At 71.5% G+C, this 22,226-nt stretch carries 21 protein-coding genes and 6 tRNA genes; 10 read left to right on the forward strand and 17 right to left on the reverse strand.

All coding sequences use genetic code 11. The features are described from left to right. Positions 1-75: 75 nt before the first annotated feature. From AB8O64_RS07455 to pgsA, 3 genes are read right to left on the reverse strand one after another with little or no spacing between them, the layout of a single operon-like run. The gene (locus AB8O64_RS07455; RefSeq protein WP_370418485.1) at positions 76-1,236 is read right to left on the reverse strand and encodes a glycosyltransferase family 4 protein; all 1,161 of its coding nucleotides are present in this window, start codon (positions 1,234-1,236) and stop codon (positions 76-78) included. Then, complete coding sequence (locus AB8O64_RS07460; RefSeq protein WP_370418486.1) at positions 1,233-2,162, reverse strand: phosphatidylinositol mannoside acyltransferase; 930 nt, start codon at positions 2,160-2,162, stop codon at positions 1,233-1,235. The genes AB8O64_RS07455 and AB8O64_RS07460 overlap by 4 nt, the downstream gene beginning before the upstream one ends. Then, on the reverse strand, positions 2,159-2,818 hold the full coding sequence (gene pgsA, locus AB8O64_RS07465) for a phosphatidylinositol phosphate synthase (RefSeq protein WP_165451502.1): 660 nt from the start codon (positions 2,816-2,818) through the stop codon (positions 2,159-2,161). Before pgsA ends, AB8O64_RS07460 begins: the two co-directional genes overlap by 4 nt. 606 nt (positions 2,819-3,424) lie before the next feature. Between pgsA and AB8O64_RS07470 the strand changes: the two genes are divergently transcribed. Together AB8O64_RS07470 and AB8O64_RS07475 are read left to right on the forward strand one after the other, a co-directional pair. Next, positions 3,425-5,632 (forward strand): elongation factor G-like protein EF-G2, encoded by a 2,208-nt coding sequence (locus AB8O64_RS07470; RefSeq protein ID WP_370418487.1) that lies wholly within the window; start codon positions 3,425-3,427, stop codon positions 5,630-5,632. A 166-nt stretch (positions 5,633-5,798) separates the two neighbouring features. Next, the gene (locus tag AB8O64_RS07475; RefSeq protein WP_370418488.1) at positions 5,799-7,448 is read left to right on the forward strand and encodes a hypothetical protein; all 1,650 of its coding nucleotides are present in this window, start codon (positions 5,799-5,801) and stop codon (positions 7,446-7,448) included. A 97-nt stretch (positions 7,449-7,545) separates the two neighbouring features. Here AB8O64_RS07475 and AB8O64_RS07480 read toward each other — a convergent pair whose 3' ends face one another. The 6 genes from AB8O64_RS07480 to AB8O64_RS07505 all read right to left on the reverse strand — a co-directional run bounded on the left by AB8O64_RS07480 (position 7,546) and on the right by AB8O64_RS07505 (position 14,235). Next, a complete protein-coding gene (locus AB8O64_RS07480; RefSeq protein ID WP_356452486.1) occupies positions 7,546-8,751 on the reverse strand; it encodes a YncE family protein in 1,206 nt (401 codons plus the stop codon). Continuing rightward, positions 8,748-9,563, reverse strand: a complete 816-nt coding sequence (locus tag AB8O64_RS07485; protein WP_370418489.1) for a polysaccharide deacetylase family protein — start codon at positions 9,561-9,563, stop codon at positions 8,748-8,750. Before AB8O64_RS07485 ends, AB8O64_RS07480 begins: the two co-directional genes overlap by 4 nt. A gap of 88 nt (positions 9,564-9,651) precedes the next feature. Then, positions 9,652-10,212, reverse strand: coding sequence for an HIT domain-containing protein (locus AB8O64_RS07490; RefSeq protein ID WP_184733586.1), 561 nt, complete (start codon positions 10,210-10,212; stop codon positions 9,652-9,654). Positions 10,213-10,291: 79 nt separating this feature from the next. Beyond that, the gene (thrS, locus tag AB8O64_RS07495; RefSeq protein ID WP_370418490.1) at positions 10,292-12,268 is read right to left on the reverse strand and encodes a threonine--tRNA ligase; all 1,977 of its coding nucleotides are present in this window, start codon (positions 12,266-12,268) and stop codon (positions 10,292-10,294) included. 198 nt (positions 12,269-12,466) lie between these two features. Then, a complete protein-coding gene (locus AB8O64_RS07500; RefSeq protein WP_370418491.1) occupies positions 12,467-13,657 on the reverse strand; it encodes a hypothetical protein in 1,191 nt (396 codons plus the stop codon). Then, positions 13,657-14,235, reverse strand: a complete 579-nt coding sequence (locus AB8O64_RS07505; RefSeq protein WP_356452478.1) for a DUF4365 domain-containing protein — start codon at positions 14,233-14,235, stop codon at positions 13,657-13,659. The genes AB8O64_RS07500 and AB8O64_RS07505 overlap by 1 nt, the downstream gene beginning before the upstream one ends. Positions 14,236-14,402: 167 nt before the next feature. On the opposite strand from AB8O64_RS07505, the gene AB8O64_RS07510 reads away from it, so the two are divergent. After that, on the forward strand, positions 14,403-15,128 hold the full coding sequence (locus AB8O64_RS07510) for a 3'-5' exonuclease (protein WP_356452477.1): 726 nt from the start codon (positions 14,403-14,405) through the stop codon (positions 15,126-15,128). Positions 15,129-15,260: 132 nt separating this feature from the next. Here AB8O64_RS07510 and AB8O64_RS07515 read toward each other — a convergent pair. The 3 genes from AB8O64_RS07515 to AB8O64_RS07525 form a co-directional block, all read right to left on the reverse strand. Then, positions 15,261-15,332, reverse strand: a tRNA-Val gene (locus tag AB8O64_RS07515). Between the two features lie 215 nt (positions 15,333-15,547). Continuing rightward, a tRNA-Val gene (locus tag AB8O64_RS07520) sits at positions 15,548-15,619 on the reverse strand. A gap of 74 nt (positions 15,620-15,693) precedes the next feature. Continuing rightward, on the reverse strand, positions 15,694-16,128 hold the full coding sequence (locus AB8O64_RS07525; protein ID WP_362214091.1) for a TIGR02611 family protein: 435 nt from the start codon (positions 16,126-16,128) through the stop codon (positions 15,694-15,696). Between the two features lie 191 nt (positions 16,129-16,319). On the opposite strand from AB8O64_RS07525, the gene AB8O64_RS07530 reads away from it, so the two are divergent. Further along, positions 16,320-16,733: an SsgA family sporulation/cell division regulator gene (locus tag AB8O64_RS07530; RefSeq protein ID WP_003959770.1), complete on the forward strand. Its 414-nt coding sequence runs from the start codon at positions 16,320-16,322 to the stop codon at positions 16,731-16,733. 192 nt (positions 16,734-16,925) lie between these two features. After that, on the forward strand, positions 16,926-17,492 hold the full coding sequence (locus tag AB8O64_RS07535) for a CGNR zinc finger domain-containing protein (RefSeq protein ID WP_370418492.1): 567 nt from the start codon (positions 16,926-16,928) through the stop codon (positions 17,490-17,492). Positions 17,493-17,533: 41 nt separating this feature from the next. Here AB8O64_RS07535 and AB8O64_RS07540 read toward each other — a convergent pair whose 3' ends face one another. Then, positions 17,534-17,674 carry a hypothetical protein gene (locus AB8O64_RS07540; RefSeq protein WP_356452471.1) on the reverse strand — a complete coding sequence of 47 codons (141 nt, stop codon included), beginning with the start codon at positions 17,672-17,674 and terminating at the stop codon, positions 17,534-17,536. Between the two features lie 68 nt (positions 17,675-17,742). Further along, positions 17,743-18,189 carry a hypothetical protein gene (locus AB8O64_RS07545; protein ID WP_370418493.1) on the reverse strand — a complete coding sequence of 149 codons (447 nt, stop codon included), beginning with the start codon at positions 18,187-18,189 and terminating at the stop codon, positions 17,743-17,745. A gap of 194 nt (positions 18,190-18,383) precedes the next feature. Between AB8O64_RS07545 and AB8O64_RS07550 the strand changes: the two genes are divergently transcribed. Then, positions 18,384-18,905 (forward strand): DsbA family protein, encoded by a 522-nt coding sequence (locus AB8O64_RS07550; protein WP_356452467.1) that lies wholly within the window; start codon positions 18,384-18,386, stop codon positions 18,903-18,905. Between the two features lie 10 nt (positions 18,906-18,915). On the opposite strand, the gene AB8O64_RS07555 is transcribed toward AB8O64_RS07550, so the two are convergent. The 3 genes from AB8O64_RS07555 to AB8O64_RS07565 are packed head-to-tail and all read right to left on the reverse strand — an operon-like array spanning position 18,916 to position 21,690. Then, entirely contained in the window at positions 18,916-19,752 is an 837-nt protein-coding gene (locus AB8O64_RS07555) for a GNAT family N-acetyltransferase (RefSeq protein WP_370418494.1), read from the reverse strand. Positions 19,753-19,792: 40 nt separating this feature from the next. Continuing rightward, entirely contained in the window at positions 19,793-20,614 is an 822-nt protein-coding gene (locus tag AB8O64_RS07560; protein ID WP_370418495.1) for an aminotransferase class IV, read from the reverse strand. Then, positions 20,611-21,690, reverse strand: a complete 1,080-nt coding sequence (locus AB8O64_RS07565; protein WP_370418496.1) for a chorismate-binding protein — start codon at positions 21,688-21,690, stop codon at positions 20,611-20,613. Before AB8O64_RS07565 ends, AB8O64_RS07560 begins: the two co-directional genes overlap by 4 nt. Before the next feature lie 178 nt (positions 21,691-21,868). On the opposite strand from AB8O64_RS07565, the gene AB8O64_RS07570 reads away from it, so the two are divergent. The 4 genes from AB8O64_RS07570 to AB8O64_RS07585 all read left to right on the forward strand — a co-directional run bounded on the left by AB8O64_RS07570 (position 21,869) and on the right by AB8O64_RS07585 (position 22,218). Beyond that, positions 21,869-21,941 (forward strand) — tRNA-Gly (locus AB8O64_RS07570). Positions 21,942-21,976: 35 nt separating this feature from the next. Beyond that, positions 21,977-22,050 (forward strand) — tRNA-Cys (locus AB8O64_RS07575). 1 nt (position 22,051) lies between these two features. After that, a tRNA-Val gene (locus tag AB8O64_RS07580) sits at positions 22,052-22,126 on the forward strand. Between the two features lie 20 nt (positions 22,127-22,146). Next, a tRNA-Val gene (locus tag AB8O64_RS07585) sits at positions 22,147-22,218 on the forward strand. The last annotated feature ends 8 nt before the right edge of the window (positions 22,219-22,226 follow it).

Below are 22,226 nucleotides of genomic sequence, written 5' to 3' on the forward strand. Positions count from 1 at the left end.
GCTCCGCGGGCTGTCGGTGCCGCCTGCGGCGGCGGGGCGCCGGACGGGCCGGGTAGGCCCAATCCCTGGGTGGGCCTAATCCCTGGCCAGGCCGAAGCGGGCACGAAGGCTGACGCGTTCGTCGGCGGCCACCGAGGCCGCGCCCGCTGTGACCGTCTCGTAGACGGCCAGGATGTCCGCCCCGACCCGGGACCAGTCGAAGCGGAGCACGTGCTTGCTGCCCCGTTCGCTCAGGCCGGTGCGGTGCGCGGGGTCGGCGAGGAGGCGCAGGGCCGCCGCGGCGAGCGCGTCGGCGTCCTCGTTCGCGAACAGCTCGCCCGCCGAGCCCTGGTCGAGGACCTGGGCGAAGGCGTCCAGGTCGCTGGCGAGGACGGGCGCGCCCGCCGACATCGCCTCGACCAGGATGATGCCGAAGGACTCGCCGCCGGTGTTGGGCGCCACGTACACATCGACGCTGCGCAGCAGCCGCGCCTTGTCCTCGTCGCTGACCATGCCCAGGAACTCCACGCGTTCGCGCATTGGGGCGGGCAGGCTCGCGACGGCCTCCTCCTCGTCACCGCGCCCGGCGACCAGCAGCCTCGTGTCCGGGCGTTCCGCGAGGATCTTCGGCAGGGCGCGCATCAGGACGGGCAGGCCCTTGCGGGGCTCGTCGATGCGGCCGATGAAGCCGATCGTCTGCCCCTGCCACTCCGGCTTGGGTTCGGCGCGGGCGAAGAAGTCCACGTCGACGCCGTTGGGAATGACCACCGCGTCGCCGCCGAGGTGCTCGACGAGCGTCCTGCGCGCGTACTCGCTCACCGCGATCCGCGCGCTGATCTTCTCCAGCGCGGGCTGCAGGATCGGATACGCGGCGATCATGGCGCGGGAGCGCGGGTTGGAGGTGTGGAAGGTCGCCACGATCGGCCCCTGCGCGGCCCAGCAGGCCAGCAGGCCCAGCGACGGCGAGGTCGGCTCGTGGATGTGGATGACGTCGAAGTCGCCGTCGTGCAGCCAGCGGCGCACCCGCGCGGCGGAGAGGAAACCGAAGTTGAGCCGCGCCACCGAGCCGTTGTACGGCACGGGCACGGCACGGCCCGCCGAGACGACGAACGGCGGCAGCGGCGTCTCGTCGTCCGCCGGGGCCAGCACCGACACCTCGTGACCCAGCCGGATGAGGTGCTCGGCGAGGTCCCGGATGTGGAACTGGACGCCACCGGGCACGTCCCACGAATACGGGCAGACGATCCCGATCCTCAAGGTTTCCCCGTTCCGGAACTCTGGTTCGCGCGAGTGGTCCGCGGCTCGAGATCGGCGAGCCACAGCCGTTGGAGCATGTGCCAGTCCTGCGGGTGCTCCGCGATGCCGGAGGCGAAGGCGTCGGCCATCCGCTGCGTCATGGCCGCGGCCTTCTCCGCCCGGGTGCCCGTGGCGGGCACCTCGATCGGCGCGTGGATGCGTCCCCGCATGACCGGCGAGCGGTCGTACCAGAGGGTGACCGGCATCAGCGCCGCACCGGTCTGCACCGCGAGCATCGCGGGCCCGGCGGGCATCTTCGTCGCCTCGCCGAAGAAGGTGACCTCTATGCCGGAGGAGGACAGATCCCGGTCGGCCACCAGACAGACCAGACCGCCCGAGCGCAGCCGCCGGGCGAGCGTCCCGAAGGCGCTGCCGCCCGCGTGCGGCAGGACCTCCATGCCGAGCCCCTCGCGGTAGGCCACGAACCGGTCGTAGAGCGTCTCGGGCTTCAGCCGCTCGGCGACCGTGGTGAAGGGCACCCCGAGCTTGGTGGTGACCCAGGCCCCGGCCAGGTCGTAGTTGCCCATGTGGGGCAGGGCGACGACGACGCCGCGCCCGGCCGCCAGGGCCTCTTCCAGGTGGTGCAGGCCCTCGGGCGTGAAGCCGTCGCGGATGCGGCTCCTGCTCCAGGCCGGCAGCCGGAAGGACTCTATCCAGTAGCGGGTGTACGAGCGCATGCCCGCCCGGGACAGCCGGGCGAGCTCCGCCGGGTCCGCGTCCGGCACCACCCGGGCCAGATTGGCCTCCAGGCGCCGCACGCCCGCACCGCGCCGCTTCCAGACGGTGTCCGCGATCCGCCGGCCCAGCCGCACGGCGACCGGCTCGGGAAGCTTCTTGACCGTGGCCCAGCCGAGCCCGTACAGCGCGTCGGTCAGCTTCTCCTTCACCCGGTCTCGCCCCCGCCGGCCGGCACCGCGTCCGCCTCGGCGGCCTCACGGCGCACGGTCACCACTCGCTGGATCATGGTGACCAGGCTGCCGACGGCCACGATCCACAGGGCGATGGGCAGCAGCTTGTCGATGTGCGGGACGCCGAACTTGTGCAGTCCGGAGAAGCCGCAGGCCACCAGGGAGATGACGAGCCGCTCGGCGCGCTCGACCAGGCCGTTGACGTTGACCGGCAGGCCGATGCTCTCGCCGCGCGCCTTGGTGTACGAGACCACCTGGCCGCTGGCGAGGCAGAAGATCGTCACCGCGCACAGGGTGAGGCTGTCGCCCCGCCCGGCGTACCAGAGCGCGAGCCCGCCGAAGATCGCGGCGTCCGCGACCCGGTCGAGGGTGGAGTCGAGGAAGGCGCCCCACCGGCTGGAGCGGCCCAGCTGACGGGCCATGTTGCCGTCGACCAGGTCCGAGAAGACGAAGAGCGTGATGACGACCGTGCCCCAGAAGAACTCACCCTGGGGGTAGAAGACCAGCGCGCCCGCCATCACACCGCCGGTACCGATGAGGGTCACCGCGTCGGGGCTGACGCCCAGGCGGATGAGCAGGGCGGCGAACGGCGTGAGAACACGCGTGAAGAACGCACGCGCGTACTTGTTCAGCATGGCCTTCCCGAAGGGTCGTGTCGGGCCGGGTGGTCGGAAGGCCACCGGCTGGCCCATCGTAGCCAGGCGCCCGGGGCCCGCCGCGCACGCGTCACTCGTGGGGCCCAAGGCGCAGGTCACACCCGTACGGCGGCGAACGGCCGGCCGCCTCCGCGCCACCTGGGCCAACGGGCCCGGGCCGACGGCCGATCACCAGGGCCCGGTGGCGGTCCCGCCCGCGCGTTGCCCCCGGTCCCGGCGGCCGCCCCGTGACGGGCGACATGCGGAAGATCACGTGCTGCTCCCCCGCCCGCCGAGCCTGGAAAGCAGCCGGAAAGCAGGCCGGAACCAGTCGTCCCACGGCGGGCTCCGTCGCACAGCCCCGCCGGCGGCACGCGGACGACCGCGCCCACCCCCGGCGCGCCCTGCGGGTCCCCGGGCCGGAACCCGCAGGTCCACGGCTCCGCCGGGGCCGCCACACCGGCCCGGGACACCGGAGCCGCCCCCTCCCGCCGGCCCGGCCGCGCACCCGGCCGACGGTGGCGGTCCCGTGTTCGACGTATGGACGCAGCGTGACCACGGTGGAAAGCTCGAAGGACCGCAGGTGTCGACCGGGAGGCGGGACACATGGGCGAGAAGACGAGCACACATCCAGGGGCCGCGGGCAGGGCAGCGTCGGCCGACCGGCCCAGCAGCATCAGGAACGTGGTGCTGGTCGGCCACAGCGGGTCCGGGAAGACGACGCTGGTGGAGGCCCTGGCCCTGGCCACCGGCGCGATCAACCGCGCGGGCCGGGTCGAGGACGGCGCGGCCCTCTCCGACTACGACGAGATGGAACACCGCCAGCAGCGCTCCGTACAGCTGTCCCTGGTCCCCGTCGAATGGGCCGGAATCAAGATCAACCTCTTGGACGCACCCGGCTACGCCGACTTCGTCGGCGAGCTGAGGGCCGGTCTGCGCGCCGCGGACGCGGCCCTCTTCGTCGTCTCGGCGGCCGAGGGCACCGAAGGCATCGCCGGCGCGACCCGCACGCTGTGGGAGGAGTGCGCGGCGGTCGGCATGCCCCGCGCGATCGTGGTCACCCACCTGGAAGCGGCCCGCGCGGACTTCGAGGAGATGACCCGCACCTGTCGCGACGCCTTCGGCGGCGACTCCCCCGACTCCGTACTGCCGCTGTACCTGCCGCTGCGCGGCGCGGAGGGCCCCGACGGGCACCACCCCGTGATCGGCCTCATCGGCCTGCTCTCCCAGCGGATCCTCGACTACTCCTCGGGGACGCGGACGGACACCGCTCCCGCCCCCGACCAGCTGCCGCTGATCGAGGAGGCCCGCAACAAGCTCATCGAGGGCATCATCGCCGAGAGCGAGGACGAGACCCTCATGGACCGCTATCTCACCGGCGAGGACATCGACGTCAAGACCCTTGTCGAGGACCTGGAACGGGCCGTCGCGCGCGGCACCTTCCACCCGGTCCTCGCCGCCGCCCCCGCCGCCGAGGGCACCAAGGCGGGCCTGGGCACCATCGAGCTGCTGGAGCTGATCACCGGCGCCTTCCCCACCCCGCCCGAACGCCCGACCCCCGTCGTCACCACTCCCGAGGGCGCCCCGCGCCCACCCTTGGAGTGCGACCCGGCCGGCCCCCTCGCCGCAGAGGTGATCAAGACCTCCTCGGACCCGTACGTCGGCCGGATCTCCCTGGTCCGCGTCTTCTCCGGCACCCTGCGCCCCGACGAGACGGTGCACGTCTCCGGACACGGGCTGGAGGACCGGGGACACGAGAGTCACGACGTCGACGAACGCGTCGGCGCCCTCTCCACGCCCTTCGGCAAACACCAGCGGCCGCTCAACCAGGCCATCGCCGGCGACATCGCCTGCGTCGCCAAACTCACCCGCGCCGAGACCGGCGACACCCTCTCCGCCAAGGGCGCCCCGCTCCTGATGGAACCCTGGGAGATGCCCGACCCCCTGCTGCCCGTCGCCATCCAGGCCCACAGCAAAGCCGACGAGGACAAGCTCTCCCAGGGCCTGGCCCGGCTGGTCGCCGAAGACCCCACCATGCGCCTGGAACACAACCCGCACACCCACCAGGTCGTCCTGTGGTGCCTGGGCGAAGCCCACCGCGACGTGGCCCTGGAACGGCTGCGCACCCGCTACGGCGTACGCGTCGACGCCGTGCCGTACAAGGTGTCCCTGCGCGAGACCTTCGGCTCCAAGGCCGCCGGGCGCGGACGGCACGTCAAACAGTCGGGCGGCCACGGCCAGTACGCCATCTGCGAGATCGAGGTCGAACCGCTGCCCGGCGGCTCCGGCATCGAATTCGTCGACAAGGTCGTCGGCGGCGCGGTGCCACGCCAGTTCATCCCCTCGGTGGAGAAGGGCGTCCGCGCCCAGGCGGCCCGCGGCGTCGCCGCCGGCCACCCCCTCGTCGACGTCCGGATCACCCTCCTCGACGGCAAGGCCCACTCGGTGGACTCCTCCGACGCCGCCTTCCAGACCGCCGGCGCCCTCGCCCTGCGCGAAGCCGCCGCCGAGGCCCGCATCCACCTCCTCGAACCCGTCGCCGAGGTACGGGTCCTGGTCTCCGACGACTATGTCGGCCCGGTGATGAGCGACCTCTCCGGCCGCCGCGGCCGCGTCGTCGGAACCGAGCAGTCCGGAGACGGCCGCACCCTCGTACGGGCCGAGGTCCCGGAGATCGAGATCGACCGCTACGCGGTGGACCTGCGCTCCCTCTCGCACGGCACCGGACGCTTCAGCCGCTCCTACGCCCGGCACGAACCCATGCCGGCCCATGTCGCGGACCGCGTACGCGAACAGGCCGAGAACGGCGCATAGTTCACAAGCCGCCCGCCCCAACTGGCCGGAGGCGGGCGGCTTTCCGATCTCCCACGACAGGCGGCACCCCACCCGTTACGCTGAGCACGCGGCCCATAACGTAGACAACCGGGCCGTAGTCGGGAGCACGTCGCAGCATCGGGAATGCGCGGCATTGGGGGCAACAGTGGCAGCAGGAGACCCGTTCGACTTCAGCCCGGGCGCACAGATCCCGCTCTCGGGGGCCGCCGGGGCGACCGCGGCGACGCAGGCCCTGGCCTCCGCCGCCTACCGCGACGACGCCGTCGAGGAACTGCTCAAGGCCAACTCCGACTGGGCCACCTCCGAGGTCAAGAAACCCCGCATCGCCCTCTTCGAACCCAATCTGGGCGAAGCCTTCTCCCGCGCCGTGCAGCAGCGGATGCTCGGCGGCAAACCCCTCATCCAGTCCTTCGGCCTCGAACCCCGGCCCGTCGTCGAGCACTGCCTCGCCGCCAACCGCATCCGCAAACAGCGCGACGCCAGACTGACCCTCATCATGGCCGTCTGCGGGCTGCTCTTCCTCCCCGGCGTCCTGCTCTGGCTCGGCGTCTTCCAACTCCGCCGCATGCTCGCCGGAGCGCAGAACAAGCGCGCCGGGGCCCTCAGCACCCTCCTGCTGACCGCCCTCGGCATCATCGCCGTCATCCTCCTGGTCAAACTGCCCGTCCACGGCTTCTGGGGCCTCTACATCCGAGCCATGGTCATCGCCCCCGTCATCGGCGGCCTGCTGGCCAAGCGCATCTGCGAGCGCACCGCCAAGGACCTCCGCAGCGCCTGGACCGGCCTGCTCAGCGGCGGCGGCGTCGCCGCGAAGATCCCCGAAGCCGTCCCCCAGAGCCCCGGCGAGACCGCCGCCGAGCGACTGCGCCAGAGCCTGGAGCGGCTCAGCGCCGACCAGCGGAGCAACATCGTCTTCTACGCCGGCCCCAAGGGCATACTCGGCATGGGCACCCGCTGGGGCAGCTGGCAGCTCGCCGAAGAGCTCATCCCCCTCGACCCGGACAAGGAAATCAACCCCTTCCGCAGCTGGGACGTCATCCGCGCCATCCACGACCAGCTGCGCCTCCTCGAGCGCAGCCCCGTCCACACCGGCGGCTTCACCCCGCCCTTCGTCGAGCACTGGGTCGTCTCCCCCATCGGCGAGGGCGCCACCGCCGTCTCCCGGCCCGAAGGGACCGAAGGCGCCTTCCAGATACGCGGCGCGGAGCTCCAGAAGATCTGCAACGAGCAGCAGTTCGGCAGCGGCGACCGCCACTACCTGGGCGTCCAGTTCGTCCTCTGGGACGGCCAGCTGGTCATCACCCTCCTCATCACCGTCACCGTCCTGCACAAGACACTGCGCATCGAGGTCACCGGCCACGCCCTCGGCCCCACCCACTCCGTGTTCAACGCCAAGCCCAAGAACCGCACCAAGACCATCAAAAAGACACTCAAATTCTGGGAGACCCGCACCCTCACCCTCCCCGTGGTCCCCCTCAGGGAGGTCGCGCGACTCGCCGCCCGCGCCCCCCTCACCTGGTACCCGCCCCTGCTGGAGTACTGGGGCGGCAAGCTCGTCCTCCCCGAGCCCTTCGGCCTCCGCCACGCCTGGGCCGACAAGCCCTGGCGGCACCGCTTCATGGCCGACGACGCGCTGCGCGCCGCCACCCCCGTCCTGCGCGTGGTCCACGAGGCCGCCCTGCGCGTGCTGAAGGAGAACGGCGTGGACACCGAGCACTTCGGCAAGCGCGCCGGCTCGCTCAGCGTCGCGATCCAGGATGTGAAGCCCACGCAGGCCGACGTCTACAACGCCTGATCCACGCACCGGGCGTGCGACACAGGACAAGGCCCCGGGACCGAACGGCCCCGGGGCCTGACCATGCGTCAGGGAGCTTGCGCGACCCCGGAATACCTCAGCGGAAGATGCCCGTGTGGCCCAGCGAATAGCGGCCCGGCTGAGGATAGAAGGCGAGCCCGTGCGGCCCGTCACCCACTGGGATCCGGGCGATCTGATGCCCGTCCCGGGTGTCGATCACATACACCTCGGAGTCGTAGCGGCCGGACAGCCACAGCTCCTTGCCGTCCGCCGACACCCCGCCCATGTCCGGGCTGCCACCGTCCGGCAGCTCCCACTTCTTCACCAGCTTGCGGCTCGGCAGGTCCAGCACCGAGACCGAGCCCTCACCCCGGTTGGAGATGTACATCGACTTCGAGTCCCGGCTCACATAGAGCCCGTGCGCGCCCTTGCCCGTCGGCATCAGCCAGGGCTTGGTGAACTTGTCGCCGTTCAGCACCCACACACCGTCGGCCATCATGTCGGCGATGTACCAGGTCTTGCCGTCCGACGAGATCTTCACGTCCTGCGGCATCGCCCCCTTGAACGGCAGCTTCTGCTGACCGATGACCTTCATCTTCGCCGTGTCGACCTTGAGCAGCTCCCCGGAGAACTCACACGAGACGACGAAGTACCTCCCGTCCGGCGAGAAGTCCGCGTGATTGACCCCCGCACACGTCACCGGCTCCGTGCGCTTGCGTTCCATCGTGTGCGCGTCACGGAAGACCAGCTCCCGGTCCATCGACGCCATCACCACCGCGTACTTGCCGTCCGGCGTGAAGTAGAGGTTGTACGGATCGTGGACCTCGACGGTCTCCCCCACCTTGCCGGTGGCCGGATCGATGGGCGTAAGGGTGTGTCCGCGGTTGTTGTTGACCCACAGCGTCTTCAGGTCCCACGACGGCACCACGTGCTGCGGCTGCACACCGACCGGGATCGTCTCGATGACCTTGTACGTCTTCGGGTCGATGACACTGACCGTGTCGGACTCGGTATTGGGCACGTACACCCGCGACGGGAAGTTCTTCACCACGGGAGACAGGGCGTTCGGCCGGTCGGCCGCGTACAGGTCGTTCGGGTCGAGCACCGGCGGCATACCGGGCAGCCCCGGCGGCGCGGCCACCTTCTGGTTGTGCGCGCCCCGGTGCGAGCCGTGGTCCGCCGCCTCGTTGGAGGCGGTGCCACCACAGCCGGCGGCCAGCAGCGCACAGGCGGCCGCCAGCAGCGCGGCCCGGCGGGCCCCCCGCGGACGGGGGCGGGAACGGTGGTGCGAGAGGAGGATCATCGGGTCAGCAGCTCCGTAGTCGTCACCGCGCGCAGACCGCGGCGGTGCAAGCCGTCGAGGATCGCGGGCAGCGCGGCGACCGTGCCGGCGTGCCCGAAGTGCAGACTCACGACCGACCCTGGCCGCACCGCGTCCAACACGGTACGCCGGACCGCCTCCGCGCCCGGGTCGGTGAAGTCCAGGGAGTCCACGTCGTACGACAGGACGTGCGGGTATCCGGCCTCGCGTGCGAGCCGGGCCACCTGATCGGTGGCGTACTGGGTGCGCGACGGCCGGAACCAGCGGCCGATCCCGCCCGTGAGTTCCCGCAACCGCTCGGCGCACTCGCGGATCTCGGCGGCGGCGTCCGTGGCGCTCATCGTGGAGATGTCCAGATGGCGCATGGTGTGATTGCCCAGCTCGTGCCCGCCGTCGAGCACCCGGCGCGCCATCCGTGGCTGCGCGTCCAGCCAGTCACCGACGGCCAGCACGGTCAGCCGCGCCCCGGCCCGTTCGGCCGCCGTCAGCATGTCCGTGGCCGTCTTCGGATCGCCCTGGCCGTGGAATGTGAGCGCCACCGCGTTGCCGGTGCGCGGACCGTGCTCGATCTGGGCGGGCAGCCCGGCGGGCAGCGGGGGCAGCACCGGCGGCCCGGTCACGCCAGGTCCCTTGGATGCCTCGCCCGGCCTCGACGCTGCCGGGCCCCGGGCCGCCACGCCACCGTCGGCGGCCCCGTCGGACCCCGCGCAGCCCGCGGCGGCCGCCCCCGCGGCCCCGGCGAGGGCGCCGCTCGCGGCCGCGCGCAGCACTGTGCGGCGGTGAAGGAAGGTCACCGCACCATTAGAGCTTCTTTGTAAAGAATTGGGGCGATTTGCCCGTTTTAGGCGAGGCGTGTCCTCGCCTTACGGCTGTACGACGAGGTCAGACGGTCGGCCAGACGTCCGCGAGCATCTTCCGCGTGTCGGCGAGCAGTTGGGGCAGCACCTTGGTGTGGCCGATGACGGGCAGGAAATTGGTGTCCCCGCCCCAGCGCGGCACGATGTGCTGGTGCAGGTGGGCGGCGATGCCGGCGCCGGCCACGCTGCCCTGGTTCATGCCGATGTTGAACCCGTGCGCCCCGGAGGCAGCCCGCAGGGCGGCCATGGCCCGCTTGGTGAACTCCGCGAGCTCCAGGGTCTCGGCGTCGTCGAGCTCCGTGTAGTCGGCGATGTGCCGGAAGGGGACGACCATGAGGTGCCCGCCGTTGTACGGGTAGAGGTTGAGCACCGCGTACACGCGCTCACCTCGGGCGATGATCAGCCCGTCCTCGTCGCTCTTCTCGGGAATCGAGCAGAACGGACAGCCGTCGTCGGCACCGGGGCCGGTCGGCTTGTTCTCACCCTGGATGTACGCCATCCGGTGGGGCGTCCACAGGCGCTGGAACGCGTCCGGCGTCCCGACTCCGATCTGCTGTTCCGGCTCAGTCGTCATGTTGAGCAGCATATTCCCCGGGCGGGCGGAGATGCGCCGAGGGGCGGCCCTGATGGGCCGCCCCTCTATCCCCGCGTGCGCGGGGAACGCATCACACCTGGACGCGACGCTCCACGACATCAACGAGCTTCGCGATCGCCTCGTCGCGGGCGATGCCATTCTCCTGCGAACCGTCGCGGTAGCGGAAGGACACCGTGCCCGCGGCCATGTCCTCGTCACCGACGATGATCATGAACGGAACCTTGGCCTTCTGGTGGTTCCTGATCTTTTTCTGCATCCGGTCCGACGAAGCGTCGACCTCGACCCGCAGCCCCTTCTTCTTCGCCTCGGCGGCGAAGTCCTGCAGGTACTCGACGTGCCCGTCACCGATCGGGATGCCGACGGCCTGGACCGGGGCCAGCCACGCAGGGAACGCACCCGCGTAGTGCTCCAGCAGAACGGCGAAGAACCTTTCGATGCTGCCGAACAGCGCACGGTGGATCATGACCGGGCGCTGCTTGGTGCCGTCGGCACCGGTGTACTCGAGGTCGAAACGCTCGGGGAGGTTGAAGTCGAGCTGGATGGTCGACATCTGCCACGTACGGCCGATGGCGTCCCGCGCCTGGACCGAGATCTTCGGGCCGTAGAACGCCGCGCCACCCGGGTCGGCGACCAGTTCGAGGCCCTGCTTCTCCGCGACCTTGCGCAGGGTCTCGGTGGCCTCTTCCCACGCCTCGTCGGATCCGACGAACTTCTCCGGGTCCTTGGTGGACAGCTCCAGGTAGAAGTCGTTCAGACCGTAGTCACGGAGCAGGTCGAGCACGAAGGTCAGCGTCGTGTCGAGCTCCTCCGCCATCTGCTCGCGGGTGCAGTAGATGTGCGCGTCGTCCTGCGTGAAGCCACGGGCGCGGGTCAGGCCGTGCACGACGCCCGACTTCTCGTACCGGTACACGGTCCCGAACTCGAACAGGCGCAGCGGCAGCTCACGGTACGAACGCCCGCGCGCGTCGAAGATCAGGTTGTGCATCGGGCAGTTCATGGGCTTGAGGTAGTAGTCCGTGCCCGCGTCGAGCTGCATGGGGGGGTACATGCCGTCGGCGTACCAGTCCAGGTGGCCCGACTTCTCGAAGAGCGCGCCCTTGGTGGCGTGCGGGGTGTAGACGAACTCGTACCCCTCCTCCTCGTGACGCCGACGCGAGTAGTCCTCCATGACCCGGCGGATGATGCCGCCACGGGGGTGGAAGACCGCGAGACCCGAGCCGATCTCGTCCGGGATGGAGAAGAGGTCGAGCTCGGAACCGAGCTTGCGGTGGTCGCGCTTCTCGGCCTCGGCGAGGAACTCCAGGTGCGCCTTCAGCTCGTCCTTCGTCGGCCACGCGGTGCCGTAGATGCGCTGCAACATGGGGTTCTTCTCGCTGCCGCGCCAGTACGCCGCCGCGTTGCGCATGAGCTTGAAGGCCGGGATGAACCGGGTGGTCGGCAGGTGCGGACCGCGGCAGAGGTCGCTCCAGCACGTCTCGCCGGTCTTCGGGTCCAGGTTGTCGTAGATGGTGAGCTCGCCGGCGCCCACCTCGACGTCCGCGCCGTCCTCGTGCGAGGCGGAGCCCTTGAGGCCGATCAGCTCCAGCTTGTAGGGCTCGTCGGCGAGCTCCTCGCGGGCGGCCTCGTCGGTCACCACACGGCGGGAGAACTTCTGGCCCCGCTTCTGGATCTCCTGCATTTTCTTCTCGATGGCCTTGAGGTCATCGGGGTGGAAGGGCTTCTCGACGTCGAAGTCGTAGTAGAAGCCGTCCTTGACCGGCGGGCCGATGCCCAGCTTGGCCTCGGGGAAGAGCTCCTGCACGGCCTGGGCCATGACGTGGGCCGTCGAGTGGCGCAGGATGTTGAGGCCGTCCTCGGAGGAGATCTCGACGGGCTCGACCTCGTCGCCGTCGGCGACCGCGTAGGCGAGGTCCTTCAGCTCGCCCGCGACACGGGCGGCGACGATGGTGCGCTCTCCGGCGAACAGGTCGGCGGCCGTAGTGCCCGTCGTCACCACACGCTCGTCCCGCTCGGAATCGCGTTGGATGATCACACGGACGTCTGACACCGGTCTCTCCTGACTCACGGGGCGCGACAGCGAACGCTGCGCGCCTGAATCGTACCGAGCCGGGCACCCTGGTAGCGAAACGGTTTGCCCTGCGCGCACGCATACCCGGTCCGGGTGCCGCTGCCGCGCGGGCGGCACCCCCAGCGCGACACCGCTGCCGGCACGACGAACCACGGCCGGAAAACCGCCGGACAGACGTCAGTCGTCGCGCGTCTCCTCGAAGAAGGCGGCGTGGAGGGACTTCAGCAGGCGGTCCCGCTCCGCCTCGTCGACCTGTACGGGCGCGACGTCGCTCGCCCCGGTCAGCCGGCGGAAGCCGCCCCGGCTCTCCAGGATCCCGCTGACGCGCAGCGGGAGCCCGACGAGGTGCGCGTGGCCGGCGATCCGGTAGTCGTCCTCGTCGAGGGCCATCCGCACCTGCGCCACGTCCGCGCCGGCGAGTACCCGTAGGCGCACCACTCCGGTCCCGCCCGGCGTCTCACGTCGCAGTCGCACCACGGTGCCGGTGAGCCGCACGGGTACGGAGGGCTCGTCGCGGATGTACCGGGCTCCGGCGGCCCGGAGGGCGGGGAGGTCGCCCGGGGAGAACTCCACCGGCTCGGGCCGGGTGGCGAACCCCTGGGGCGGGGGGACGGCCGGGGCCCAGTCGAGGGTGACGCGGATGCCTTGTGAGCCGCGGACCAGTGCGGTGATCGCCTCGGTGAGCTCGTGGCACACGCCCGCCTCCAGTGCCGCGTCGAACGCCTCGGTCCTGCCGGTCGCCCGCTGGTAGTCGGTGGCGTCCCGGGCGGCCTGCAGGGCCCGTAGCAGGGCGGTGGTGATCCGGCGGCCGCCGATGAGGTCCGGGCCGCCGGGGTCCGGCGTCCCGACCGGCAGGAAGACCGTCAGTTCCCGGCCGCCGGGGGCGGGGCCCACCAGCAGCGGCTCCAGGGCGGTCTCGGCCTGTCGGCGCCGACGCGCGCCGTGGTGGCCGGCGTGCCCGTGGGCCGCGAGCGCTCCGGCGAGCAGCATGGCGCGAGCCCCGGCGCGGAGCCGTTCCTGTGCGGTCCAGGCCGCGGCGGGGGCGGTGGGTTCGGCGACCTCGCGGTGCCAGCGGATCTCGTCGCTGGGGGTGCGCAGGGAGACGAGGACGTCGCGGGCGGAGGGGACGGGGCTGCGTTCGAGGGCGGTGAGGGCTTCGGCGAGCAGGTCGGCGCTGTCGGGGAAGGCGGGGCTCTCGGGGACGAGGAGGCTGGTGCCGGCGTTGTCGGGCGGGGTCCAGCGGCCGTAGCGGCCCGGCTCTCCGCCGCGGCGGCGCCAGCCGTGGCGGGTGAGGAGGGCGCCGAGAACGGCGGGGTCGACCCGCTCCCGGGCGGGGTGTCGTCGGGGGGCGTCGGCCGGTCGGTGCATCAGGGTCTCCCTCCCGCCCCGACCCGCGTCATGATCTCGCAGAGCGCGCGGTCGTCGAAGACGCGCGTGGTCGGGATCCGCACTGTGGTTCTGCGCCTGCCCGTCACGGGGTGGCCGGCCAGGTTGGTCCAGTAGCAGCAGTGGCGTAGTTCGAGGCGGTCGTGGCCGGCGCGCAGCCAGTCGTCCCGGGCCCGGGGCACGATCATCACGACGAGGATCTTGTGCACCGACACGGGGGTGCGGGCGAGCTTGGCCAGATGGTCGTTGTCGAGGGTGAAGGAGAAGGTCGGCCCGGGCGGGCGGGGGGCGAGCTGGTAGGTGCATTTGAGCTGCACCTTGATGGTGACCTCGTCGTCGACGGCGTGGCGGGGGGCGCTGTGGCTGACGTGCCAGTCGATGCCGTAGTCGGGAAAGGGCTGGGCGAGTGAGCAGCCGGCGGCTGCCGCGACGGCGTGCAGATAGCCGACCTGGAGGGTCTCCATGCAGGCGGTGGTGGCGAGCGTCCCGCGCGGTGGGGGGATCCGGTCGGGCAGCAGGCCGCTCGGCGGCAGGGCCGGGTCGGGCTGCGCGAGGGTCATGTCCGAAATACCTTCCGGGCGCACCGGTCCAACGGTTCCGTACATCTGTGTTGTCACCGTATGAACTCCGTTGCAAACAGGGGCGGTTCGCATCCGGGGGTGGCCGGGTATCACCTGGCAAGGAGGAGAACACGCCAATTGCCGGTCGAGCGCGAGGAGTTGGGGACATGTCGTGCTGGTTCGAGGGGCCGCTCGCCGCCTTCGACACCGAGACCACGGGGGTCGATGTCGAGAATGACCGGATAGTGTCGGCGGCCCTCGTGCTGCAGTCGCAGTCGGGGTCCGCGCCGGTCGTCACCAGTTGGCTGGTGGATCCGGGGGTGCCGGTGCCCGAGGGGGCGACGGCGATACACGGTCTGACGGACGAGTACCTCCAGCGGAACGGGCGCTGGCCGGCTCCGGTGATGGAGGAGGTGGCGCGGGCGCTCGCGCGGCAGTCGGCGCGGGGGGTGCCGCTGGTGGTGATGAACGCGCCGTTCGATCTGACGCTGCTGGACCGGGAGTTGCGGCGGCACCGGGCGACGCCGCTGTCGGAGTATCTGGGGGTGACGCCGTTGTGCGTGCTGGATCCCTGGGTGCTCGACAAGCATCTGGACCGGTACCGCAAGGGGCGTCGCACGCTGACGGATCTGTGCGCGCAGTACGGGGTGGAGCTGGCGGGCGCGCATGACGCGGTGGCGGATGCCACGGCGGCGCTGGAGGTGGTGCGGGCGGTGGGGCGCAGGTTCGCGGCGCGGTTGGAGCGGCTGAGTCCGGCGGAGCTGCACACGCGGCAGGCGGTGTGGCACTCGGCGCAGGCCCGTGGGCTTCAGGCGTGGTTCGCGCGCAACGGTTCGGAGGAGGTGTGCGACCCGGCCTGGCCGCTGCGGCCGGACGTGCCCGCCGCGGCATGAGGTCCGGGACGGGCGAAGCGGTGGAAGAGCCTGCGGGTGGTCGCCGGGGAGGCCGCTGGGGTGGCCCCTGCCGGTTCCTCTGGGCACAACGCACAAGGCCGGTCCGTCATTTGACGTACCGGCCTTCTCGGGTGGGCGATACTGGGTTCGAACCAGTGACCTCTTCGGTGTGAACGAAGCGCTCTCCCACTGAGCTAATCGCCCGAGTGCGCTACCGGCGTTTCCCCCGGCAACGCAGTGAACAATACAGCCCGTGGCGGCTCTCCATCAAATCCCGTCCGCCCGGTGCTCCAGGTGTGCGCGCGGTCCGCGTCGTCCGGCGCGCATCGTCCACATGCAGGTGGGCGACGAGGAGCGGGCGGGCACCAAAAAAACCGAGGGTCCGCAAGGCGTGAACCTTGCGGACCCTCGGTCCTGTGTGGGCGATACTGGGATCGAACCAGTGACCTCTTCGGTGTGAACGAAGCGCTCTCCCGCTGAGCTAATCGCCCGGGCGCACCGCAAACATTACCGCATGTCAGACGGTGCTTTGGACCATGGCGCCCGCCCCGTGCCGGGGTGGGGATCAGTCGCGGACCTTCCAGGGCAGCTCCATGCCGAACTTCCACACGTAGACACCGACGAGCACCGCGATGATCACGAGGCCGATCGTGGTGAGGATGATGTTGCGGCGGCGCACCTTGGGGTCGAGGGCGCGCTGGGCGGCCTCGGTGACCTTGCGCTTGGTCCAGCGCAGCACGAGCTGGGCCCAGACGAATTCGGTGGCCCAGATCGCCATGCCGCCGAAGATCACCAGCCAGCCGGGGCCGGGCAGGGGCAGCATGACGATGCCGGCGGCGACGACGGCGAGACCGACGATGAAGACGCCGACCTGCCAGCTCATGTGCAGGGGCCGGGACCGCTTGATGAAATGCGGGGCCCGGGAGCCGAGAGGCGGCTCTGTTTCGGCGCTGTCCCCCGCCGCGGCCGCCGCTGGCCGCTCGTCACTCTCCGCGTTCATGGGGTCCAACGTACCCGACCGGGAAGTGCTCACCGGTATGGCGGTACAAGCGGCGGAACAACACCGCCGTCCGAGGTATCCGAAGAGCCTCAAAACGGTCAGAGGGGTTTACAACGGCACCGTAGGTGGCATGTCGATTTCGCCGACGTGCGAATCCCCGAGCGCACACTGAGCGAAAGGCCCTGGCGCTTATGAACACCACGGTCAGCTGCGAGCTGCACCTGCGCCTCGTCGTGTCGAGCGAGTCCTCACTGCCTGTACCCGCAGGGCTGCGTTACGACACGGCCGATCCGTATGCCGTGCACGCCACCTTCCACACCGGAGCCGAAGAGACGGTCGAATGGGTCTTCGCGCGAGATCTGCTCGCCGAAGGGCTGCACCGTCCGACCGGCACCGGCGACGTCCGTGTCTGGCCGTCCCGCAGCCACGGTCAGGGCGTCGTCTGTATCGCGTTGAGCTCTCCGGAGGGGGAAGCCCTGCTGGAGGCCCCCGCGCGAGCCCTGGAGTCGTTCCTGAAGCGGACCGACGCCGCCGTCCCGCCGGGCACCGAACACCGGCACTTCGACCTGGATACGGAGCTGTCCCACATCCTGGCCGAGAGCTGACCCCTGGAGGAATCCGGCCCGACGCGCACCCGCCCACTCGGGGAGGCGGGATGCGCACCCTCGCATCACGGCAAGGCATGGCGCCGTCGTCGCGGATCCACCGCGTGCGACGGCGCTGTCGCGTGAGGAGCCGCTAGAGTCTGCCCGCAATCGAACAGATGCCGTCCCCGGCCGGCCAGGGAGCGAACGCCCGTGCTGATCAACCACGACACCCGGTGCGCGCTCAACGCCGTCGTCGAGCTGCTGAACACCGCTCCGGAGGGGCCCGAGGGCCCGGCGAGCGACACACTGACGGATCTGGCGGCGTTGCGCCGGTTCGTCGAGAGCACGGACCTGAGCGATGTCGGCGCGCTGGGTGAGCGGGATCTGGCGGCCGTACGGGACGTCCGGGACCAATTCGCCCAGGTGTTCGCCGCCGCCGATACGCGGAACGCGGCGGAGCTGCTGAACGCGCTGGTGGCCGAGGCCGGGACCACGCCGCGGCTGACGGATCACGACGGCTATGACTGGCATGTGCATTACTTCGCGCCCGGTGCCTCGGTCGCCGAGCACCTCGCGGCCGACGGCGGGATGGCGCTCGCGTTCCTCGTCGTGGCGGGTGAGCGGGAGCGGCTGCGTCGCTGTGAGGCGCCGGACTGCGGGCGGGCCTTCGTGGATCTCTCCCGCAACCGGTCGCGCCGCTACTGCGACGGGCGGACCTGCGGCAACCGGCTCCACGTCGCCGCGTACCGGGCGCGCCGCAGGGAAGCGGCGGACTGAGGCCCGCACGGGCGCCGGAGTCGCGGGGGCGGTGTGCCGGTTCACCAGCGGTACAGATCGTGCAGGCCGGTCAGGAAGATCAGGGTGCCGACGAAGGCGAGAAACAACATCAGCGGCGGTTGGGAGAGCGCGAAGAGGCATCCGCGCGCCTCCTCGGTCAGCTCGGCGGGTTCATCGTTCATCTCCGCCCGATCATGGCGCAGCCGGAGGCGCTGCTCTTACCAATACGCCTCTGCGGCGGGGCAGTTCATCAGATTCCGTGCTTCTTCAGGATGGCCTCGATGTCGGAGAAGTCGTCGCCGCCCGCCCCGGGCTTGCTCTTGCCCTTGGGCGGCTGCGCGGTGCGGCCGGGGCCGAGGGAGGGTGCGGCGGCACCGGGGGCCACGGCCTCGGGCCGCTCGGCGGCGGCCGCCCGGCGCTCCTTGCGGGTCCCCGTGCCGCCGCCGCGGCGCTCCACCGCCCGCGTGATCATGAACAGTGCGGCGGAGAGCGCGAGCACGCCGAAGCCCGCCCAGACAGCGGGCTTGAGGACCAGGTCCGTGACCCAGTCGATGATGCCGGTCATGACCAGGCCGACGGGTATCAGGGCATAGGCCGCGATGCGGGTCGCGGCGAGAAAACGCTTGCGGTAAGCCGTCAGCAGGGCGATGCCCAGGCCGGCCGCGGACACCGCGGCGCAGACGGTCGAGATCAACATCCGGTCCTCCAGCCGTGGGGCTCCTCCCGTCCATCCTGCACCGGCCGGTGCGGGGCGGGCCAGGATCGGGCCCGGGATCGGGGGGATCTAGGGGTTGGGCCGGGGGCTCTCTCCTCCTCAGGGCCGAGGGGCACCCGGCCCCCGTGGCCGGGCCGGAGGCCGGCCGGGAGGGCGCGGGCTGGAAGACTGGCCCCATGAGCGAGACCGACACCGACCGCACCGCCCCTGCCGCCCGCCCCGTCCTCGATGTCTGGTGCGAGCTGCAGTGCACCGACTGCCGCGAGGCCCTGGACGATCTGCACGCGTTGCGGGCCCGCTACGGGGACCGGCTGGAGATCCGGCTGCGGCACTTCCCGCTGGAGAAGCACAAGCACGCGTACGCCGCCGCGCAGGCCGCCGAGGAGGCGGCCGAGCAGGGGCAGGCGTGGCCGTACGTCGAGGCCGTGCTGGCGCGGGCCGAGGAGCTGGGCGAGCGGGGCGAGAAGCTGCTCGTGGCGGTGGCGGGGGAGCTGGGCCTGGACGCCGAGGAGGTGGACACCGCGCTCATCGACGGGCGGCACCTGCTGATCGTCGACGCGGACCAGGCCGAGGGCAAGGCGATCGGGGTGACGGGCACGCCGACGTACGTCATCGACGGTCAGCGGCTCGACGGCGGCCAGAGCCAGGAGGGACTGCGGGAGCGCATCGAGGAGATCGTGGACCGGCTGCTGGGCTAGGGCCGCCGGGTCAGAGCAGCGCCTTGTACAGGTGGAAGCTTGTCGGCCGGTAGCCCAGCGACTCGTACAGGCGCAGCGCCGGAGTGTTGTTCGCGAAGACGTTGAGGCCGAGGAGGCGGGCACCGGCCGCCAGGGACTGGGTCTCGGCCAGCAGCATCAGCGACCGTCCGTGCCCTCGGCCCCGGTGCTCCTCGACGGTCTCGACGTCGTAGACGAACGCGCCCGGCTCGTCGGGGCCGCCCTCCCGGACGGCGAGCCAGAGGATGCCCACGGTCGTGCCGTGGTGGGTGAGGACGCTGAGCAGCGCGCCGGGGGTGGCGAGGCCCGCGGGCAGCGCGCTGCCGTGGTCGGCCTCGACCTTGGCGCGCGCCTGGTCGGCGGGGACGCCGCGGGTGATCCAGTCCTGGGCGTACGCGGCCTTGGCGCGCTCCTGCCAGACGGCGAACTCGGCCTCGGTCATCGACCGGCCCTCGGTGCCCTCGGGCAGCCGGGGAGCCTCCGTCAGGGGCTTGGCCATGTTGCGGTTGCGCTCGATGTAGCCGAGGGCGCCGGCGAGGCCCAGGGCCACCTCGGCGCCCGCGTCTATGGACACCTCGACGCGCCCGCAGCCCCAGCCGCGCAGCACTTCCTCGGCGGCGAGGGCGGCGACGGTGGCGCGGCCGCGGTGCCGGTCGCGTTCGTCCACGTCGAGCCGGAGGATCCTGCCGACGCGGGGGCCGAAGCGGCGGTCCGTGGCCAGGTCGACGCGGCCGACGGGCCGGCTGTTGACGCAGATCTCGTAACGGCGGGAGCGGCCGCCGTCGTCGGTGCGCTGCTCGGGTGCGGTGGGCCGCAGGGTGGTGGTCACGATGGTGTTGTACCGGTCCGGCGGCGTCGCGTCACTCGCTTTACGGATCGAGGTCGGCGCTCGCGTGCTCGTCGAAGATCCGCATGGCCTTCGCGGTCACCGGGCCCGGTGTGTCGGGCAGTTCACGGCCGTCGAGCACGCGCACGGCCTGGACGTCGCGGAGGGTGGAGGTCAGGAAGACCTCCTCGGCGCGGTCCAGGACGTCGAGCGGGAGGTCGGTCTCCTTGGCCCCGGTCCACTCGACGACGAGGGCGCGGGTGATGCCGGGCAGGCAGCCGGAGGTGACGGGCGGGGTGTGCAGCTGCCCGTCGAGGACGACGAAGACGTTGGAGCCGGTGCCCTCGCAGAGCGCGCCGACGGTGTTGGCGAACAGCGCCTCGGAGGCACCGTGTTCGCGGGCCCGGGCGAGGGCGACGACGTTCTCGGCGTACGAGGTGGACTTGAGTCCGGCGAGGGCGCCGCGTTCGTTGCGGGTCCAGGGCACGGTGACGGCGGCCGTGGTGTCGGGGCGCCGGGTGGTCGCGCCGACGGCGACGACGAGCGTGGGCGCGGTGGTGCCGCGGTCCGAGCCGAGCGGGGAGAGGCCGCCGGTGTAGGTGATGCGCAGCCGGCCGAGCGGCATGGGGTTGGCGCCGAGGACCTCCGCGCAGGCCCGGCGGACCTCCTCGAGGTCCGGCTCGGGCAGGCCGAGGCCGCGGGCGGAGGTGGCGAGCCGGGTGAGGTGCCGGGTGAGGGCGAAGGGCCGGCCGTGGACGGCCTTGATCGTCTCGAAGACGCCGTCGCCGACCGTCAGCCCGTGGTCGAATACCGAGACGTGGGCGCTGTCCGCGTCGCGCAGCGCTCCGTCGAGCCAGATCGTCACCGTGGTGTCCCTCCGAGCGGCTGATGGGTTCCCGACGCTATCGCGAGCAGCCGGGCCGCCTTGAGCTCCGTCTCGGCCCACTCGCGCTCGGGGTCGGAGCCCCAGGTGATGCCGGCGCCGGTGCCGAAGCGCAGGGCCGGGCCGCCGGTGGCCTGCCGGTCGATCCAGAAGGTGCGGATGCCGACGGCCAGCTCGCCGGTGTCCCGGTCGGCGTCGACCCAGCCGATGCCGCCGCAGTACGGGCCGCGGGGCGCGGTCTCCAGGGCCTCGATGATGCGCAGGGCGCTGGCCTTGGGGGCGCCGGTGACGGACCCGGGCGGGAAGGTGGCGGCGAGCAGCTCCGCCCAGCCGGCCCCGCCGCTCGCGCCGCCGGGGCCCGCGGGCAGTTCCCCGCGCACGGTGGAGACGAGGTGGACGAGCCCGGGGTGGGCTTCGATCGCGCAGAGCTCGGGGACGGTCACCGAGCCGGTGGCACAGACCCGTCCGAGATCGTTGCGGACCAGGTCCACGATCATGACGTTCTCTGCGTGGTCCTTCTCCAGCAGGTCCTCGGCGGTGCGGCCGGTGCCCTTGATCGGCCCGGAGGTCACGGTGCGGCCGGTGCGGCGCAGGTAGAGCTCGGGCGAGGCGGTGGCGACCTCCACGCCGTGGGCGGGCAGACGGACCGTGCCCGCGTAGGGGGCGGGGTTGCCGCGGGCGAGCAGCGCGGTCAGGGCGTCGACGTCGGCTGCCGCCGGTTCGGGCAGCGGTGCGCTCATGACACGGCAGAGGTTGGCCTGGTAGACCTCGCCGGCCGCGATGTGCTCGCGGATGCGCCGTACGCCCGCGGTGTAGGCGGTGCGGTCCAGGGAGCTGGTCCAGGCGTCGGGGGCGGGGCCGCGCCAGCGGCCGGGGGCGACCGCGGGGGCGGGGTCGGGCCGTACGTCGCCGAAGCGGGCGCACATCAGGCGTCCCTCGAAGTCCGCGACCACCGCCCACCAGCCCGTGGAGTCCAGGGCGGCCGGGTCGCTGGTGACGTCGCGCAGGTCGGTGGCGAGGAGGCCGCCGAAGCGGGCCATGGGAGGGAGGTCGTGCACGTCAACGAGTCTATGGCGAGGTCGCCCGGGGCGGCCCGGGTGAACGTCCGGGGGCGGCCGGTGGCCGGAAGGGGGAAAGAAAAGCGCAGCAAGCTGGGGAAACGGAATTTGAGCTGGCGCGGGAATCCGCTAGAGTTCAACACGTCGCCGGGACGCGCAAGCGGACCGGGCAGACACTGCGGACGTAGCTCAGCTGGTAGAGCACCACCTTGCCAAGGTGGATGTCGCGAGTTCGAGTCTCGTCGTCCGCTCGATGTATGGGGGTCTTCCCGGCCCCCACACTCCTGGTGGAGTGGCCGAGAGGCGAGGCAACGGCCTGCAAAGCCGTCTACACGGGTTCAAATCCCGTCTCCACCTCCAAGGACGATTAGCTCAGCGGGAGAGCGCTTCCCTGACACGGAAGAGGTCACTGGTTCAATCCCAGTATCGTCCACCAGGGTCTTCATAGACCTTCCCGCGCGATTAGCTCAGCGGGAGAGCGCTTCCCTGACACGGAAGAGGTCACTGGTTCAATCCCAGTATCGCGCACGCTACCT

Source organism: Streptomyces sp. QH1-20, assembly GCF_041283565.1.
GTDB lineage: Bacteria > Actinomycetota > Actinomycetes > Streptomycetales > Streptomycetaceae > Streptomyces > Streptomyces syringius.